Source organism: Flavobacterium lacustre (genome assembly GCF_027474525.2).
Classification (GTDB): Bacteria; Bacteroidota; Bacteroidia; order Flavobacteriales; family Flavobacteriaceae; genus Flavobacterium; species Flavobacterium lacustre.
The window spans coordinates 1,292,577-1,312,357 of sequence record NZ_CP114882.2 but is presented as its reverse complement, the minus strand read 5'-3'; the positions used below and the strand labels follow the sequence as shown (position 1 = coordinate 1,312,357).

The following is a 19,781-nucleotide window of genomic DNA, read 5'->3' as shown; positions in this document are numbered from 1 at the left end:
ACAGTTATATGGGTTTAGTGGCAAATATTAAAAAAACTATTTAAAAAAAGCAATAAAAACACAATCTCAAAATATCAACAAATACAATACGTCAAATAATTACTAAAAGTTTAAAGATAGACCCTAAAAATTGAGGTTTATCTTGCTGAGAAAGGTAATTAGGCTTCTCTCTACTATAAAACCAAAAAAAGTAAGATTACTGAATAGAATAGTTGTACCGAAAAGAATTTTGAAACTATTTATCTTCAAGGGTTACATTTTTGTCTTTTCAGTATTAATAAAAAAGAACAAATACTATGGTAAAAATATTCAAACTACAAAAGTTAATTCCTTGTATATCTTGACATTCAGCTTTAAATTATGTGCTTTTGTAGAATTCAACAATCAAATTAATTACAAAAAAACTTAACTTAATGTGTAGTTTTTATTTGTATATCCTCTCTTTTACATAAAAAACATAACTTTTATATAACATCCAAAAAATGGAATCCATAAATGAATTTTTAATTTTGTAAATTAGAAATTTTAGGAAATGAAAAAACAATTTTTTATATTAATTATTGCCTTTGCCAGCAATACTTTAACAGCACAAACAATAACTTTTCCTGATGCTATTTTTAAAGTAAAATTATTGGAATCAAATGCTAGTTCTACAATTGCGCAAAATTTATCCGGAGATTACATTGCAATTGATAGTAATAAAAATGGGGAAATTGAAATTACTGAGGCCTTACAAGTAGGCTATTTAGACTTAGAAAACTCTTCTATTAGCTCATTAATAGGTATTGAAAACTTCACAAATCTTGTTTCTTTAAAATGCAGTAACAATCAAATTAGCAATTTAGACATTAGTAAATTAACAATACTAACTGATTTGAATTGCGACAATAATATATTAAACACACTTCTAATTCAAGGCGCAAACAATCTACAAAATATATACTGTCAATCAAATGAACTGACTACACTAAATGCTAATGATTTAAGCAACCTACTAACTGTAGATTGCAGCGACAATAAATTGGTGTCATTAAATTTGAACAATCTGAATAATCTTCAATCTTTAACTTGCAATAGCAATACCATATCATCATTATATCTAGATGATTTGATTAGTCTGCTTACACTTGAATGCAGCAGAAATACTCTTAAATCACTAGAATTAAAAAAGTTAACAAATATCACAAGTTTAAATTGTAATTTTAATCAACTCTCTTCTTTAGATGTAAGTACACTAAAAGATCTTACCAACTTAAACTGTGCTAATAATCAATTAACATTCCTAACAATTGATGGATTAGTAAACCTTTCTAATTTAAATTGCAATAATAATCAACTAACAGCATTAAACACAACCAGTTTAACAGCTATTTCTTATTTGTACTGTACTACCAATAATTTAGAATCATTACTCGTTCAAAGCCTGATGAACCTAAAAGTTTTGGATTTTACAAATAATAAAATTACAACTTTAAACATCAACGGATTGACCAATCTTACTTATTTGTATTGTAACAATAATGAACTTGTTTCCTTAGATGCAACTAACCAAACCGGATTGCAATTTTTATTTGTTGCTAACAATCAACTGGAAAGTCTTTTTATAAAAAATGGTAGCACTGAAGGTTCCCTGCTTATTTCAGGAAATACAAATCTAAGTTATATCTGTGCCGATGAATCAGAGATAGAGTATGTTCAGGATGAAATTTCGAATAATGGCTACACCAATTGTTTTGTAAATAATTATTGTTCCTTTGTTCCAGGAGGAAATTATTATACTATTGAAGGTAAAAACAAACTAGACTACAACACTAATGGTTGTGATGCTTTGGATGGTAACTTTCCAAATCTTAAATTAGCCATTACTGATGACGTGACAACAATAGGAATTGTTCCGGATTTGACAGGCACTTATTCTCATGGAGTAAAAGAAGGTACTTACACCATATCACCTGTACTAGAAAATCCAACTTATTACACTATCTCTCCAGCCAGCCAGTCAGCTACTTTTCCTGATGTTGTAAGTCCTTTTTCTGCTTCTTTTTGTATCCTACCAAATGGCAGCCATACTGATTTAGAGATTACACTTTTGCCCTTAAACAATGCTACAAGCAATCATGACTGCACGTATAAAGCTATCTACAAAAACAAAGGAACTGTAACACAATCCGGAATAATAAATCTAACTTTTGATGCTAATGCTTTAAATTTAGTAACTACCAATCCAAGCTTTTCCTCTCAAAGCAACAGTAATTTGAATTGGAATTTTACAAATTTACAACCACAAGAAACTCGAACTATTATAGTAACTTTTACAGTCAAGCCTTCTGTAAATGACGGACATCTATTAAGCTATAAATCACTCATAACAAATACCTTAGACGAAACACCTAATGATAATAGTGCAGATTTGATTCAAACTGTAGTGACCGATTCAAATTCAAATGATAAAATATGTTTAGAAGGCAGAACCATTTCACCAATAAAAGTGGGAGACTATTTGCATTATATGATTCGTTTTGAAAATTCCGGTTCAACAATAGCCAAAAATATAATTTTGAAAGATATTATTAACACCTCAAAATTTGATATTACAACACTTGTTCCTATAAACGGAAGCCATCCATTCACAACAAAAATTACAGCTAATACATCCGTGGAATTCATTTTCGAAAATATCAATTTGCCTTTTGAAACAGACAACAATAGAGGCTATGTTGCATTCAAAATCAAAACAATACCTATTCTTGTAAATGGAGATGAAATAACAAACTCAGCAAGTATTTATTTCGATTATTCCCATCCCCTTTCAACAAACATAGCATCAATAAGTATACAAACATTAGAAATACCAAACTATGTTTTTTCAGATTTTTTTACAATTCATCCTAACCCTGTAAAAAATATTTTGAATATCGTGGATAAAAAACAAGATGAAATTAACGCAATAACTATTTACAACACACTTGGTCAATTAGTTCAAACTTTTATAAAAACAGATAACAATGCGATAGCTATAGATGTTTCGCAACTTAAAGCGGGTATTTATTCTATCAAAATAAATGCCGGCAAAAGGATTACAACTTCAAAATTTATAAAGGAATAATTTTAAAAGAAAAGCAAATAAATTATCATTTTGAGTCTAAATCTAATAGTATATACAAATTAGAAATAAAATCAAGTAAACTATTTCAGATTCAATTTATTCCATCCAACCTTATCAAATCAAATGTTTTAAAAGTTTTTTGCATTTTTTAGCTTTTAATTTTTTAGCAAAAAACGAACCTTATTAAGTTAACGTAAATTTAATTTTAAGAATTAAAAATTAACAATGCACTCTAATTTAAAACAAATAAAGATTGAATATTTGCTGGAAATAATTATACTTAAAATTTACAATCATATAGAAGTTGTGTTATTTTTTTTAATTGATTATAAAAGCTAAAGATTAGAATATTTACAATGCCAAAATATTATATCAATTTATCTGAGCGTATACTTGAAAAAGCAAGACTTGGTGAAGATTCGAGTTCTTTGAGAAAGGAATTGTATTTTACCAGAGCTAGCAATTTAGTTTCAAAATTGAATACTGACAATTTAAAAAAGACATTTTGGCTGAATATTTATGAAGCTTATACACTAATTATGATTTCCGAATCTAAAGATTCAAAAAATTTCCTAAAACGTAAAAGAATTAAATTCTCACACTACCTTTTGTCGTTAGAGGATATTAAATATGGTATTTTGAAAGCACATAAATATAAAATCGGCATATATTACATCAATAATCCTTTTTATCCGAATTTCATCAAAAGATTGGCTGTCGAAAAAACAGACAAACATTTGAATCAATCTTTAAATAAAATGCCATTGAATAAGAAAACAAAATTTGAAAAAGATTATTCATAAGTAAAGACTTCATTAAAAATATTTTCACGACAGTTAATCCAATAAAAATTTAAAAACAAATTATTTCAGATTAACAATCTATTCAATTATCAAATAATACTTTTCAAATACAAAGATAGTAGAAAACAATTCTTTACATTACTGGTAAGATTCTATAATCTAAAAAATAATTCTTTAGAGTTGGTTTAATACTATTAAAAAAATGTCAAAATGATTAAAAAAACAACTAATTTCTTTTTACTTATTATCGGAGTTCTTATATTTTTAAGTTCTTGCTCTACTAAAAAAGATTTGATTTATTTCAATGATATAAATATAAAAGAACAAGACAACACTGTTTTTTCTGAAGGGAAAATTCAAAGAAATGATATTTTAAGCATTGTTATTTCTTCAAGCTCTCCCGATTTAGCTTCAATGTACAATACAAATCAAGCTGATTCATCCTTAACAGGCTATTTAGTTACAATAGACGGCACAATTACACTACCTATTTTAGGAAAAATAAAAGTTCAAGAATTAACTATTCAAGAATTAGAAAATCTCTTAATTAAGAAATTAATAGATGGAAATCATCTATCAAACCCCACAGTAACTGTACGGTTAAGAAATGCAAAATTTACTGTTCTTGGGGAAGTAAAAATGCCTGGTACTTATACTTTTAATGAACAAAACATCAGTATTCTTCAAGCACTAGGATATGCTGGTGATTTAACCATTCATGGTAAAAGACAGAATGTATTAATAATCAGAGAAGAAAATAATAAAAAAACATACATGACTATTGATTTAACTTCAAAGAAATGGTTTGATTCTCCTTACTACTATATAAAACCAAACGATGTAATTTATGTAAATCCGAATGGTGCAAAAGTAACGTCATCCGGTTATGTCAGTAGTTTTGGTAACTTATTGGCAGTGATTTCAATTGCATTATCTACCATTTTAATATTAACAAAATAACCTATACATACCATTGGAAAGCAAAAAAAACAATTTCAATATTAAACAGGAAATTTCAAAATACCTATCCTACTGGAAATGGATTGTTTTGTCAGTGGTTTTAACCATGTCCGTTTCGTTTTTTTATTTGCGATATGCCAGTGACATTTATCAAACTAGTGCCAAAATTAAAATTCTAGATAACACAAATACGGCCTTCAAATTGCCAACTGATAATGTTTCTATTTTTGGAAACAATGAAATTAGCAAGGGAAATGAAATAGTAATTATGAAATCTTCGCGAATTATTGAAAAAGTTGTCGATAGTTTGAATCTGACAACTGAGATATATGGGGTAGGAAGAATAAAATCAGTTGAGTTATGGAAAAATTCACCTTTTATAGTTCTTTGGGCAAAAGAAAAAGATTCTTTAGCCTCCCAGCAGACTGCAATTCAGATTATATTAACCAAAAAAGGATATAAAATTAAAGGAGATTCTAAAGAATATAAATTTGGCGAAACAAATTTCAACACATCGATTCCATGCAAATTAATTCTTAGAAACAAAGACTTTCTTATTAAAGCAAATGGCAATGCCTATAAAATCATTTTAAAAACAAGAAAAAATGTCGTACAATCTATAGCAAATAGTATTACTATTGATTATGTTGTCAAGCAAAGTGATATTTTAAGTCTTACATTAAATGGTTTTAATCAAGAGAAAATTAATGATATTATTAATACATTGATTGAAGTTTTTAACCAAGATGGTATTCAAGACAGGCAACTTGTTTCCAAGAAAACTATTGAGTTTGTTGACGATCGGTTTAAATTTATTTTTAATGAATTAGATTCTATTGAAATTTCAAAAGCAAATTTTAAAAAAGAAAAAGAACTGAGTTATGTCGAAGCCGATGCTTCCGTTTTAATGCAAAACAATTATGAATCTAAATCAAAATTAGAAACTGCTAATACTCAAATCGCATTAGCTGAGCTCATGAAAAACACCATAAACTCAAGTAAAGGACTTGAATTATTGCCTTCGAATATTGGTATTGAAAATGTCGAAGTAAACGGATTAGTTGCTTCTTATAATGAACAAATTCTAAAACGCAATAAGTTAATACTATCCGGAGGTGGAGAATCAAATCCGATGATTAGAGAAACTGGAACACTAGCTTTACAAATAAAAAATAATATAAAAGCATCTATCATTGGATATATGAAAGTATTAGAGTTTAACCGAAATGAATTTAGCAGAATTAGCAGTTCAGACAAGTCAAAATATAGCAAAGTTCCATTCAATGAGAAGGGAGTACGATCGATAGAGAGACAACAATCAATAAAAGAATCACTATATGTTTTATTGTTACAAAAAAGAGAAGAAGCTGCTATTAATTTAGCGATAACAAATCCTTCAATAAAAGTTGTAGATTACGCTATTTTTTCGGCTACTCCAATAGCACCGGAACGAAATACAGTTTTTATTACTGCGCTACTTTTTGGCATTTTACTTCCTATTGGGACCCTTTATTTTTATTATTTGTTTGACAATAAAATAAATAGTAAAGAAGATTTAGAATCATTATTACCAGAGATTCCAGTAATTGCAGAAATACCTTTTATTGAGACAGAAAACAAGACTATTCAATTTTTAGACCGCTCAATATTATCAGAATCTTTTAGAATTCTTCGCAATAACATCAATTATATTAATCCTGTAAAAAGTAGAGGCTCTATTTTATTTGTTACTTCAACCATAAAAGGAGAAGGAAAGACATTTGTTTCTTTGAATTTAGCTATAACTCTTTCTACACTTGGCAAAAAAGTAATTTTGATAGGTGCTGATTTGAGAAACCCACAATTACACCGAAAATTAGAACTAGAAAGACCTAATATAAAAGGAGTAACTAATTATTTATATGATACAAGTGTAAAAATTAAGGATATAAAAGTAGAACATTTAACGGAGACCAATCTGAACTTTGACATCATTTTCTCAGGTACAATTCCTCCAAATCCCGCCGAATTATTATCAAATGGTCGATTTGAAATGTTATTGAATGAAATAAAAAACGATTACGACTATATAATTGTTGATACCGCACCCACCCTATTAGTTGCAGATACAACTCTAATTACACATCTAGCTGATACTGTACTTTATGTTACCAGAGCAAATTTTACAGAAAAAAAACTGCTCAAATTTATTTCTAATTTGAAAACTTTAAATTCTATTAAAAATATCGGGCTCATTTTAAACAATGTAGGGCAAAGCAAAGGTTATGGATATAGCTACTCCTACAATTACGGATACGGATACGGATACGATAATGAATCTATAAAAAATAAACCATTTCATTATAAAATAAAAAGAGGATTTAATAATTGGGTAAAAAAAACACATTGATAAATACATAAAAAAGCAAATATTATAATAATATTTGCTTTTTTATTTTAAGGACATAACTATTTTAATTCAATTAGATAGTAATATTAGCCTTTATATTTTGATTTTTATTCGCTGCTTTTTTGAAATCGATTCTATAGGTTCTACTTTTTCACTAACATCAGTATATTTAATAATTTTACCAGGATTACCAATAACGGTCGATCCATCAGGGATATCGTTTATAATAACTGCCCCTGCCCCAATTGTACACCATTTTCCAATTTTAACACCTGGAATTACGATTACACCAGAACCTATGTGAGTTCCTAAACCTACACTTACATTTCCTGACAAGGTTACTTTTGGCGAAATATGAACAAAATCGGCAATAATACAATCATGCTCTATTATTGCTGCCGTATTAATTATAACATGTTTTCCAATTATTGCATCCGAATTTATAACGGCATGAACCATTACAACTGTTCCTGATCCCACAGATGCCGACGGAGAAACAAATGCCTTTTGATGTATACTACTAAAAAAATTATAATTACTAAGTCTCAAACTAATCTTCTTTCTTATTAAATTATCTCCAATGGCAATAATCAGAGCTGTATTTGAGATAGGTTGAAAAATAGGTAAAGAATTAACAATTGGTATCAACCCGAAAGCAACACTTTTTGGTGCGTCATCAATCATCGCTTCAATTTTACAATTCGTACTTGCTACCAATTCAGCAACTACTTTACCATGCCCACTTGCACCAAAAATATATAGTTTTCTATTTTCCATTGAACGGTTCTATTGTTGCGCAGTTTAAAGCATTAACTCCTTCAGATTTCAATACTTTTAACAGTGTACTATAAATAATTTTAAGATCTAAAGTTAAAGATTGATGTTCGACATACCAAACATCATATTTGAATTTAGTTACCCAATCTATTGTGTTTCTGCCATTAATTTGAGCCCAACCTGTTATACCTGGTTTCACCTCATGTCTTCTTTTTTGGTAATCCGAATATAAATTCAAATATTCAGGTAATAAAGGCCTTGGACCAACTATGCTCATGTCTCCTTTTATTACATTTATCAATTGCGGAAGTTCATCTAAAGAGGTCTTACGAATCCATTTGCCAATTATTGTAAGCCTTTCGGCATCTGGTAGTATATCTCCAGAGTCGCTTCTTTTATCACTCATTGTTTTGAACTTGATTATGGTAAATAATTCACCACCAATTCCAGGACGTTTCTGCAAGAAAAAAACAGTTCCGTTATTAACAAAAAACAAAATCAAGACAACGATACAAAATACTGGACTTAACACTAAAAAAGTTAAAGTAGCTAAGCTAAAATCTAGAAAGGGTTTTATACTATTTTTATACATACTCCATTTTAGATTTTACAACTACATGCTCTACTCTGTTGTATTCCTCCAAAATAGCTTCCCAAACGTTTTTTTGTTCATATCGGGACGTTATCATTTGTCTGGCATTAGACTGTAGGAAAATAAAAAAATCGGTATCAATAACCATTTTAAAAAGAGCTTTTTCTAGTGCTAAACTATTTTTTACAGGAATAATAATTCCATTTTTTCCATCGATTATAATTTCGTTACAGCCATTAATATCGGTTACAATTGAGGGTAACCCCATAGCTCCTGCTTGTAGAACAACATTGGGAAATCCTTCCCGATAACTAGCAAAAACTAAGGCATTACTAATAGCTAAATAAGGTCTGATATCATCTCGATAGCCTACAAAGATTATATTTTTATTAGTGTAAATTTCTTGTTCAGTAGTATTATGCAATGGATCCAAATCCTTTTCTTGCATCCCAACCAAAAGTAATTTTACATTCAGATTAAGTTGTGTTATTTTTTTAAAAGCAACGACAACTTCATTAATTCCTTTATCACCGACTAATCTTCCAACAAAAACAAAAACAAAATCATTTGCCTTGATTCCTAACTTAATCTTTAAAGCTTCCTTTTGTAATTGAGTAACCTGTCCAGGTGAAAAATGAATTGTATCGATTCCGTTTGAACTACCATTGCCAATCATTTTTAATTTTCTTTGTTCTGTAAATTTATTTGCTACTATAAAATCATATAACCCTTTTGAATTTGGATACACCATAGTGGCGCATGAATATGTCAGTTTCTCTACTTTTTCTAAAATATTACGCTTAAATCCTATTTGTTCCATTAAAGGCAATCCAGCAACTGTATGCAATCGTATAGGAACTCGAGCACATTTTGATGCTACCATTGCCAGTATTCCCGCTTTTGGTGTATGAGAATGAACGATTAATGGTCTTTCTTTTTTGAGAAATAAAAACAATTGTACCACTGCAATCAAATCACGAATTGGGGTAATTTTCCGAGACATTTCAATAGAAAAGGTCTTTACACTTTCTTTTACTCCAATTTTTTTTAAATACTCTTTTTCTGAAGCAACAGCCGTTACTTCATAAAAAGTATTCATATAATATAATTGGCCCGACAACAATTTATCCAACGAAAGTGGTACTGTGGCAATACGGATTAATTTTTTGTCAGTTTTCATACCAATTTAAATCCTCTTTTGTTCCTTTATTTTGATTTTATAAAATCATGATTTCTATCAATTTTGATAAAAATAACATCAAAATTTGAAGTAAATCAGATCTCGTAAAAACCTTTACAATAATTTAAATTAAAGGAAACTTAAGCTATAAAAACAGTATAAATTGTTAAGAAATAAATAGGAATCAGTGCTCGGATTCTTGCGAATGCCAATAAGAGAAATGCCAAAAAATAAATATAAGCAGGCCTGGTAAAAACATATTTCGCATACGAATCATTATCCCTACATTCCCTAAAGATTGAGAAAATGCTAAAGTTCCGATTATCAAAAAGTAAATCATACCTTGAATGACAAATGGTGCATTCTTAAAAGTTTGTACTGGTTTGTTTCTAAGAACTGTATAAGATAATACTAATAAAAGTAAATTTTCAAAAGAGGCTAAAACTGAAGGAATCCCATTGATATCAAAAAATAAAGGCCTAAACAAAAAGGTAAAAACTTTCAAAGGGAACGGATAGGAAGAAATATCAACCGCTGAACCCGCACTCGCTTTACTCAATAAAGCAACTTTGGTCTCTGAAAATTTATCAAAACTTTCTAAAGAAGCTTCTTCAATACGAGCAAATTGCATTACCATAGGCAATATTGCAATTGCAATTCCTATCATTAAACCAAAAAATAGAATACGACGTAACACTGAAATATTTTGCCCGGAAAAATAAGCCATCCCAAATCCCAAAAGCATAAATAATGTCATATGTGGTCGAATAAAATAAGCTAATAGCAGTCCAAAAATGATCATAGGCATCCGCTTGAAAGGTTGCATTAATCCATAAGTAAAAATAGCAATACAAAAAAACAATAAGGTGTCCTTACCTACTGCACAACTCCAAAAATGTAAATTAGGAAGAAAAAAGAGTAACGGAAATAAATAATATCCTTTGAATTTTGGGTTATTAGGAATCAACTCTACAGCGATTACATAAAAATACGTTAAGCCAATAAAACCAATCAAACTATATATCATAGTCCCAGTAAAATAAGATAAATCTAAAATATTTGAGGGGTAATAATTTAGTGCCAGTATAAAATATGTTCCTTGATCCTGGGTTAACGAATAGATAAAATCCGTGTAAGTCATCAATTTAGCTTGCTTCCAATATCCTACTGCATCACCTTGAACAAAAAAACAAAAATAAGCTCCAAATACAATATGAAACAGAAATAGTTTTTTTAACGTATTCAAATTCTCCTCAGAAAGTTTTTCGGCAAAACTTTGAATAAATAAATACCCTAGTACAAAAATTAAAATGGTAATAAAAAAATTCATGTTTACTTTATTAATTTAGATTTAATGCTGTTCATTGCTTTTTTTTCAAAAATAAAATAATATGCATACCCAACAACACAGGAAAGAATCAATACCAACACCAAAGCAACCATCAAACTAGTTATAGACGTGATTTTTGGATACAAACGAATCAAAATCATCTGCAAAGGATTGTGAATTAAATAAATAGAATACGTCGCATTGCCCACCATCATAATCACAGATGTTTTGTTAATTTTGAAATTGCCAAAACTGGTTGCCATAAAAATACTTAAAAATGCAACTATGGCAAACAATAGATTCACGACAAAAGGAAATAGTTTTAAATTGTTAAATGTACAATAGAAGAAAGATATAAGAGCCAAAAGAAGCAACAAAAATAAAAGTATTATATTTATTCTTATTTTTCGGATCACCGACAATGCGAGAACAAAACCCAAAATAAATTCAATATTATAGGGTGAAAAAAGGATTCTAAAATAAGGATTTTCCAAAAAAGGCAAGGAAAATAATGACGAATGCGTAAATATAATTATGGCTAAAAACCACACCAAAACAAACCAATTCCAAGCCTTTTTGGAATAAAATGAAATACTAAACAAAAGATAAAAACAAAGTTCAAAAGAAAGTGTCCAAGCTACTGATAAAGCTGGATTTCCTTGAGGAATTAAGGTCAATGAAGTAAGTAGGCTAATGTCTCTATTGCCATTGGAAAAGCTTGGCAACAAAGTATAAATAACCAACATAAAAATACCTATTGGAAGATAGGGAACATATATTCGTATGAGTCTATTCTTGATATAATTACTAAAGGAATTTGGCTCATTATACTTATAATAAGCGGAATAAGTTATTATAAATCCGGACAATACAAAAAAGAAATCAACCCCGTATTTCCCTATAGAACCAACATAATTGAGTGTCGAATAATCTATTTTATGATAATATTTTAATGAACCAATACTATGATGCAATACTACCATAGCCGCAGCTAAACCTCTAAATATTTGTAAAATATCTAGGTAATTACTTTTTGAACGCCTACTCATCAATTAAAAAAGATAGTAAAACAGTACTATTTTTTTGAACACTAAATTGAGCTTCTACTTTTGCTCTACCTCTTTTCCCGAACTGTTCTCTTAATGCAGCGTCTTCAATTAATTGAGTTAACTTGTCTATCCATTGTTCTTCAACCTGTACCAAAAAACCATTCATTCCGTCATCAACAACTAACTTGTTCATCCCCACTGCCGAGGCAACTACAGGAAGCCCGCAGCCCATATATTGAATTAATTTATAGGCACACTTTCCTAATTCCCAAGGCGTATTTTCGAGTGGCATGATTCCTATGTCAAATTGTGAAATCAAATCAACTTCGCATTCTTCTGTCCATTTCAAGTATTTTATATTTGTGCCTAATCCAAGATCTTCCGTGGCACCTATGATGTGCAGTTCAATATGATGTTTTGGGAATAATTTCGAAAAAACGGCTTTGCAGCTTTTGACATATTTGAAAGTGGATGGAGAACCAATCCAACCAATAACTATCTTGGAGCTTGCATAATTGGTTTTGGCTCTATACAAATCGACATCTATTACTGTTGGAAGTAATAGAATTTTTTTAGCCCCTGAATCTTTAGCTCTTTCTGCCAAATAACTATTTCCTGCTACCACACAACCGCTGTGTTTCATAACATTATTAATCTTGTTTTTCAATAAAAACAAGATTAATTTGTTGGTGCTTAAATCATAATTATGAAAGATGGCATCGTCATAATCAACAATGTATTTTATGTTCAATAGTCCTAAAATTTTCTCAAACCAACTAAAAAAATAAGGAAAAAGTTCTTTTTCGATAACAATTCTATCGTATTTATAAATAGAAAACAGCTTGAAAAATCGGTTTAGATAGTATTTAAAAAGCTTTCGTTTTGCTATTCGTTTTCCGGAATATAGATTAGTTAAATACTCTTCATCAAAAAAAGGGCTAACTGTAACCTGTATTCCTTTGGCTTCCAAAAAAGGGAAATATTGGTAACTCCGCAACCTACTGCTAGCACCATTTCGGCTGTATTTTGTTAAATAAAGTACTTTCATTTTAATTTATCTAAAGCGTTGCAATAACTATTCGCACTTTTTTCTATCGAACAAAAAGGAATGGCATACTTTCGTCTTTCTTCAAAATTAGTATCTCCTAAATTTTCGATAAACACAACCGCATCTTCAACACGATTGGGATTTAGATGCTGATATAAAAAACAATTCGGAATATTATTCAAAATTTGCTCAGTATCGCCAATTCCTACTGATGCAATAGTCGGTATGCCCATCAACAGGTATTCCCCAAGCTTGATTGGAGCAACCCCCAACATACTCAATTTGGGTTTCCTAATCGCAAAGGCCACATCGGCAACTGAAAGATAACTGGGAACTTCGGCAAAAGGAACGTTCTTCACAATAATGGATTGTTTCATTTCGTTTGGAATTCTTTCTTGGGCAAAAGTCATGTTTCCGGTTAGAATCAAAAATAGGGAATTCGGATTTTTTTCTTGATAGTTGCTGAAAATAGCCATCATTTCGTTCCAGCCATACTGAGGGCCTAGTGAACCACAATACACCAAAACTTTAGTTTGACTTGATATATACAACTCTTTTCTTATTTTTTCTCTTGTGGAGACATTGGGTTTAAAAAAATTGATGTTTCTTCCGTTAAGTACTACCGAAAATTTTCCTAAATCAGCATTTCCAATTGTTTGGGAATGAATCTTTACAGCTTCGTGCGAGCGTGTCAAAACGACATTAGCTCGTTTCAGCATTTCGTTTTCCTCTTTCTTAAAAAACAAATACTGTTGGCTATTTCGTGACAAACCTGAAAAATCAACCCGCTCTTCTATTGGCAATCCATCAGCATCAAATACCACTTTGAAATTTTGTTTTGCTATTCTATTGACCATTATGGCCGGCATCGTACTTCTCGGCATTACAATGGCAATATTATTTTTTTTAATGTATTTTTTTAAAAAAAGGATGCCTTTGTAAAGTGTAAGCAGGTTGCCTAAAATAGTCATGGGTTTTCTAACAATGGTTCTTGGTGTGTAAACCAATTGCATTTCTTGGGCCGCTTTTTGCGTAATTGCCATTCTTTCAGAAGTTCCCCACGTAAATTGCACGACATGAAAAACATATTGGGATTGTGATTGGACTTGGCTTAAAATGGGCATGAACAATCCTTCCATATAATTGGTTTGCGGTCCATCCCACGTTATGAAGAGTACATTTTTCATAAAAGATTTTCGGATTTACTGGCTGCACTTTGAATAGTGGTATAGTTGCTTTTTAATTTTAAAAATCGCTTTTCAAAATAATGATAGGATAAATGAGCCACCAAAATGATGGCTGGAATAACCAAAAGATAAATTAACAATAGTTTTATTATTTGATTTTCAATTACAAAATAATTAAAAATAAGTGCCATTAAATAGATTACCAAAGGGTTGTAAACATATAATCCAAACGAAATTTTCCCTAAATAATCAAATACTTTATTTTCTAAAGAAATTAATTTATCTGGATTATTGATTTGATTAAAAATGATGATTAAAGTAAAAAAAGCAATTATCTCGTGATCAATTATGGAAGTAATGTGAAATTTGTTGGTGGCTACAATGACAAAAAACACCCAAGCTAAAAACTCAATCCAACGGTTATTTATGATTTTCAGTTTTTGACTGTTTTTAAAATACAGATATGCTCCCAATCCTCCTATTACAAGGCATCCAAAACGAGTGTAATTTACAAAAACAAGGATATTATACGGCGCGTGAAAAATCCGGAGAATCAATTTCAGTAGAACGAACGCAATTGGAAATAAAATTAAAAACTGGAATATTTTGTTACTCTTTTTAACTATCCAAGGCCAAAAAGCATAAAATTGTTCTTCTACGCCCAATGACCAATAATGGCCAATCATAAAAGTCATTATTTTATTGCCAACACTAGTATTTATTAGCCCTACAAATGAATTTTTGAAATTCGGAACTATCAAAACATAAAACAAAATGGGCCATTGGATGTTGGCAATACCATTCAACAAAATCACAATAAACAGATACAAATAATATAGAGGCCAAATACGCAAAATCCTTCTCATATAGAATTTTTTCATGTTTATTGTGCCCGTTAACTCAAATTCCTTCAGCAATAAATACGTAATCAAAAACCCGCTGAGTGTAAAAAAAACAGTTACCCCATAGCTTGCTAAATCAAGTAATGGTGCTTTAGGCAATCCAAAATAATCCAACCTGTTATTGATATGGGTAATTACAACTGCCATAGCGGCAATGACTCTCAACCCATTCAATCCTGGCAAATAAATTCGTTCCTTCATTATGCTCTTTGTATTTCAAGTGGATTTAGTTTACTAGAACAACTTTCAACAGTTGCAAATCTGTGTTTAATTTTTAAAAAATGTTTTTCAAAATAAAAATATGAAATGTGCGACACCAGAATTACAAGACTAAAGGTCGTAACAATAATAAGCATCGATTTTATATATACATTCTTACAGTTAACATCAAATAAATAAAAATTAAGAAAATATATGATCAATGGATTATATATATAAAGACCATAAGAAATTTTCCCTAAATAATCAAAACACCTGTTTTCTAAATAAATTATTGTCTTTGGATTGTATATTTGATTGATAATGAGGATTACCACAAGAATCGAAATAATTTCATTATTCACAATTGAGAAAACTCTAATTTGATTCATTAAAAAAAGTATCACCAAAAGCCAAGCAGAAAACTCAACGATTCGATTTTTTATAAAGGCTAATATTGAATTGTTTTCAAAATAAACACATGCACCTACACCCCCTATTCCCAAACAACAAAATCGAGTGTGAAGTAATATGGACTGCCAAACAATTGGTGCATGAAGTATGGACAAACAAATTTTCAAACCAAAATAAGCTACACAAAAAATGATTATTGTTCTTTTAATTTTTGAAGAAAATTTTATCAACCAAGGCCAAAATGCATAAAACTGTTCTTCAACACCCAAGGACCAATAATGTATTAACAACGGAATGGTGGTTAATGCTTTTCCTGACAAATGAATTGCAAAAGGAATGTTTGGCAAAATAAAAATATAATACCAAATAGTGTTTGGCATCTTAAAATTCATGACTATTGCAATCAAAAAAATAAATAAAAAATAGAGAGGCCAAATCCTTAAAATTCTTCTGATGTAAAACTTTTTGACATCAATTTTGGATTGAAACTCAATCTCCTTTAGGAGTAAATAGGTAATTAAAAACCCACTTAACGTAAAGAAAATGGTAACTGAATATCCTCCAAAATGACCAAAATAATTTCTTTTAAACAAGCCTTTTTCCACTAATTGCTCTGATAAATGTGCTAGAATCACACATAATGCAGCAATAGCTCTCAACCTATTTAATCCTGGCAAATAAATTCTATCTTGAACCAAAATCTAAATTATTTTAAATTAATTTTCTTTTTCCGGACCAATTCTAGATACAAGTTCTCCACATCGTTTACATATCGCTCTTCGGTGTAATTGATCATCGCTTTCTCAAAACCATTATTTCCAAATAATGTTCTAAGGTTAACATCCTCACATAAGATTTGTAATTTTTCTGAAATAGCTTTTACATCAAATTTATCAACTAAAAAACCCGTATGATTATCATCAACAATATGTTGCATTCCGCCTACTCTAGTAGCTACAACAGGCAATTTATGAAACATGGCTTCTGCTAAAACTAAACCAAAAGCTTCATAAGCAGAAACCAGACAAAAAACATCAAAAACGGCATAATAATCGGATATTTCATTTTGATAACCTGCAAAAATTACATTGTCCTGAATTTGAAGTTCTACAACTAATTGTTTATAGTTAACAATTTGTCGGCCATCACCTACTAAAAGTAACTTTATCTTGTGTTGTTTTTTAACAAGAATAGCAAAAGCTCTTATCAAATCTGAGAATCTTTTGTGTGCATCCGAAGACATTCGTCCGACAGAACCGATTACAATTTCATCAGCACTAATCTTGTATTTTTGTTTTAATTTTTGTTTGATCATTTGCGGAACCATTTGCGGAACCAAGACACCATTGGTAATCAAAAGAATTTTATGATGAGGCAGCTGTAATTTATTTTTAAGATAATCCGTAGAAGCAGGGGACACGCCAATCACTTTATCGGCTGTAAAACATAAAATTTTTAGTAATAAATTACCTTTCCACCTTCGATTTTGGGGATCAGAAGTCTCTTCGAGAATAATTATAGGAACACGCTTCAAAAAACCATTTATTGCTGCCATGGTAACTCCTTCAAAAACGGCACCATGCATAATATGCGGTTTAAATTCTTCAATGATTTTCAAGACTTTTTGATGTTGCTTATAATCTAAAAAAGAATTCAAATCTCCAATAGCGATAACTTCAACACCGTGTTTTCGGATTTCTTCAGGAAAAGGTCCAACTGCATTTGTACAGATGATCTTTAATTCAAATTTAGATTTGTCTAATAATTTAGCCATTGACAAGCGCCTGCGTTCAACCCCTCCTGAACTCATTGTATCGATTATGTTTATAATTCTAATCATGATTACATTTGATAAATATTTTCTAAATTTTCAACGTATTTCTTTATCGTAAAACGATTTTCAACAGCCTTTTTGGCATGTTGTGCAATCTTTTGAATTTCAATGTAAGGAGTTGCAATAATAGCATTCAGTTGATCTATTAATTCCTTTTCATTATATGGATCAAACAACCAACCGGTTTCATTATGAGTTATAAATTCAGGTATTCCACCAACATTTGAACATAAACATGCCATTTCTTGTTGCATTGCTTCCACTACTGCAATACCAAATCCTTCTGAAAGTGATGGAAGCACAAAAAGATGTGATTGCGACAGATACTTTTCTGGATTTGGCACAAAGCCCGTAAGAGTTACTCTGCCTTGAAGGTTTAAAATAGTTATTAAGCGCTCTAAATATTTCCTTTGCGATCCTTCACCGACCAAAATTAATTTAGTAGTTCTGTTTTCTAGTTGCGAAAATGCTTTAATCAAAAGTCCTTGATTTTTTATTTTTTCAAAACGTCCCACGGTAACAATTGTAAATTCCTTAGGTATTTTTTTAATTATTGGTATTACATGACTCACCGGATTATAAATCACAACTCCTTTTTCGGATGTAATTTCAGTAGTTGTCATCAGAAAATTTTTGACTGCTTTTGAAACACAAATAACTTTATACGTGAATTTATAAACAATTTTAAAAATCAATTTAGCTTTAAGGGAATGATTAGGAAAACCAATCTCTTCTCCAATTATTATTTTAACACCTGCTAATTTTGCAGCCAGAATACCATGAAAATTGGCTTCGGCTGCTGCGGTATGAACTACATCCGGTTTCATTTTTTTAAACCATTTATAGAGCATCCAAACATTTTTTAAATTAGAAATTTTAGGATTTTGATTAAAAATCATGACTTCAAATCCTTTTTCGCGGATCCTTTGTTCTGCATAACCTCCATGTCCAATGGCTGCAAAAATATATTCGTTTTTTAGTAATTGAAAATCAGTTTCAGCAAATGAAATATATTGTCGCTCCTGCCCGCCAAAATCCAACAAAGTTGTCAATCGTATTATTTTCATATTATTTCAGTATATATCGAATTATAAATTTCATATACAATCGAATCCATTTACGACAACTAATAGAACACATCATTTTTTGTCCAATTCCAAAGGGAAACCAATATACCAAATGCAATAAAAAAAAATAATATTCATTCTTTTTAAGCACTGCTTTAGCTAGAAAATGCGACTCAGAATCATAATAATAGGGATCTAAATTAAAGTAAACATAAACACTCACAAAGCGGTTAAAGTTTTTGTCATGGCTAGTTTGTAATATATTTTGATACTTATCATTTATAGTTCCTACCAAAGTATTTTGGATACTTCCTTTGGTATTTGTCGCCTGATTAACATCTTCATCCGAATAATAAACCAAAGTATTTCTGATATAAAAAGCATTGCCTCCACTCTGAACTGCTCGCAGCCAAACATCAATATCTTCTCCTTTTTTTAAATTGCTATTAAACCCTTCATTTTTTGTAAAAAAGTCGGCGGTAATAATAGTAGAAGAGGATGAGAAATAGGTGTTTTTGAGTGCCGATTTAAAATAATTTTCAAATTTAAAATAATTCAAAGCACCAGAATCTGTAACTAGAAACTCTTTATTTCTAGAGTAATGTGCGCCAATTATTTTGATGTCTTTTTCGGAATCTATTACTTCTTTTACTTTTTGTAGGAACTGATTATGCCAGCAATCATCGGCATCTAAGAAAGCTACAAAAGGATATTTTGCGTTTTTAATTCCTGTATTTCTAGCTACAGAAACCCCATTGTTATCTTGATTGATTACTGTTATTTTATTCGAATAATTGCCCGAAATAAAGCCTAAACCATCATCGGTTGAGCCATCATTGACTAAAATAATTTCAAATTCTTGAAAAGTTTGATTCAAAACACTATCCAAACAACGCTGGATGTATTTTGATTTGTTGTAATAAGGAATAACTACTGAAAACATCT

General features: G+C 30.2%; 16 protein-coding genes. 4 read left to right on the top strand and 12 right to left on the bottom strand.

The annotated features are described in order from the left end of the window. Window positions 1-532 precede the first annotated feature (532 nt). The 4 genes from O6P34_RS05800 (at window position 533) to O6P34_RS05785 (ending at window position 7,258) form a co-directional block, all read left to right on the top strand. On the top strand, window positions 533-3,106 hold the full coding sequence (locus O6P34_RS05800; RefSeq protein WP_269686382.1) for a DUF7619 domain-containing protein: 2,574 nt from the start codon (window positions 533-535) through the stop codon (window positions 3,104-3,106). A gap of 356 nt (window positions 3,107-3,462) precedes the next feature. Then, window positions 3,463-3,909 carry a DUF547 domain-containing protein gene (locus O6P34_RS05795; RefSeq protein WP_269686381.1) on the top strand — a complete coding sequence of 149 codons (447 nt, stop codon included), beginning with the start codon at window positions 3,463-3,465 and terminating at the stop codon, window positions 3,907-3,909. Window positions 3,910-4,119: 210 nt separating this feature from the next. Then, window positions 4,120-4,869, top strand: a complete 750-nt coding sequence (locus O6P34_RS05790) for a polysaccharide biosynthesis/export family protein (RefSeq protein ID WP_269686380.1) — start codon at window positions 4,120-4,122, stop codon at window positions 4,867-4,869. 13 nt (window positions 4,870-4,882) lie between these two features. Then, entirely contained in the window at window positions 4,883-7,258 is a 2,376-nt protein-coding gene (locus tag O6P34_RS05785) for a GumC family protein (protein WP_269686379.1), read from the top strand. Between the two features lie 93 nt (window positions 7,259-7,351). Here O6P34_RS05785 and O6P34_RS05780 read toward each other — a convergent pair whose 3' ends face one another. The 12 genes from O6P34_RS05780 to O6P34_RS05725 form a co-directional block, all read right to left on the bottom strand. Further along, a complete protein-coding gene (locus O6P34_RS05780) occupies window positions 7,352-8,035 on the bottom strand; it encodes an acetyltransferase (RefSeq protein WP_269686378.1) in 684 nt (227 codons plus the stop codon). After that, complete coding sequence (locus O6P34_RS05775; RefSeq protein ID WP_269686377.1) at window positions 8,025-8,627, bottom strand: sugar transferase; 603 nt, start codon at window positions 8,625-8,627, stop codon at window positions 8,025-8,027. The genes O6P34_RS05780 and O6P34_RS05775 overlap by 11 nt, the downstream gene beginning before the upstream one ends. Beyond that, a complete protein-coding gene (locus O6P34_RS05770; RefSeq protein ID WP_269686376.1) occupies window positions 8,620-9,807 on the bottom strand; it encodes a glycosyltransferase family 4 protein in 1,188 nt (395 codons plus the stop codon). Before O6P34_RS05770 ends, O6P34_RS05775 begins: the two co-directional genes overlap by 8 nt. A 184-nt stretch (window positions 9,808-9,991) precedes the next feature. Then, on the bottom strand, window positions 9,992-11,137 hold the full coding sequence (locus O6P34_RS05765) for a hypothetical protein (protein WP_269686375.1): 1,146 nt from the start codon (window positions 11,135-11,137) through the stop codon (window positions 9,992-9,994). A gap of 2 nt (window positions 11,138-11,139) precedes the next feature. Next, window positions 11,140-12,186, bottom strand: coding sequence for an acyltransferase family protein (locus O6P34_RS05760; protein ID WP_269686374.1), 1,047 nt, complete (start codon window positions 12,184-12,186; stop codon window positions 11,140-11,142). Next, window positions 12,179-13,234 (bottom strand): glycosyltransferase family 4 protein, encoded by a 1,056-nt coding sequence (locus tag O6P34_RS05755; RefSeq protein ID WP_269686373.1) that lies wholly within the window; start codon window positions 13,232-13,234, stop codon window positions 12,179-12,181. Before O6P34_RS05755 ends, O6P34_RS05760 begins: the two co-directional genes overlap by 8 nt. Next, complete coding sequence (locus O6P34_RS05750) at window positions 13,231-14,421, bottom strand: glycosyltransferase family protein (protein WP_269686372.1); 1,191 nt, start codon at window positions 14,419-14,421, stop codon at window positions 13,231-13,233. The genes O6P34_RS05755 and O6P34_RS05750 overlap by 4 nt, the downstream gene beginning before the upstream one ends. Then, window positions 14,418-15,524 (bottom strand): acyltransferase family protein, encoded by a 1,107-nt coding sequence (locus O6P34_RS05745; RefSeq protein ID WP_269686371.1) that lies wholly within the window; start codon window positions 15,522-15,524, stop codon window positions 14,418-14,420. Before O6P34_RS05745 ends, O6P34_RS05750 begins: the two co-directional genes overlap by 4 nt. Next, on the bottom strand, window positions 15,524-16,633 hold the full coding sequence (locus O6P34_RS05740) for an acyltransferase family protein (RefSeq protein ID WP_269686370.1): 1,110 nt from the start codon (window positions 16,631-16,633) through the stop codon (window positions 15,524-15,526). Before O6P34_RS05740 ends, O6P34_RS05745 begins: the two co-directional genes overlap by 1 nt. A gap of 8 nt (window positions 16,634-16,641) precedes the next feature. After that, window positions 16,642-17,775 carry a glycosyltransferase gene (locus O6P34_RS05735; protein WP_269686369.1) on the bottom strand — a complete coding sequence of 378 codons (1,134 nt, stop codon included), beginning with the start codon at window positions 17,773-17,775 and terminating at the stop codon, window positions 16,642-16,644. 2 nt (window positions 17,776-17,777) lie between these two features. Then, window positions 17,778-18,836 (bottom strand): glycosyltransferase family 4 protein, encoded by a 1,059-nt coding sequence (locus O6P34_RS05730; protein ID WP_269686368.1) that lies wholly within the window; start codon window positions 18,834-18,836, stop codon window positions 17,778-17,780. A gap of 1 nt (window position 18,837) precedes the next feature. Continuing rightward, window positions 18,838-19,779, bottom strand: a complete 942-nt coding sequence (locus tag O6P34_RS05725) for a glycosyltransferase family 2 protein (protein WP_269686367.1) — start codon at window positions 19,777-19,779, stop codon at window positions 18,838-18,840. Between the last annotated feature and the right edge of the window lie 2 nt (window positions 19,780-19,781).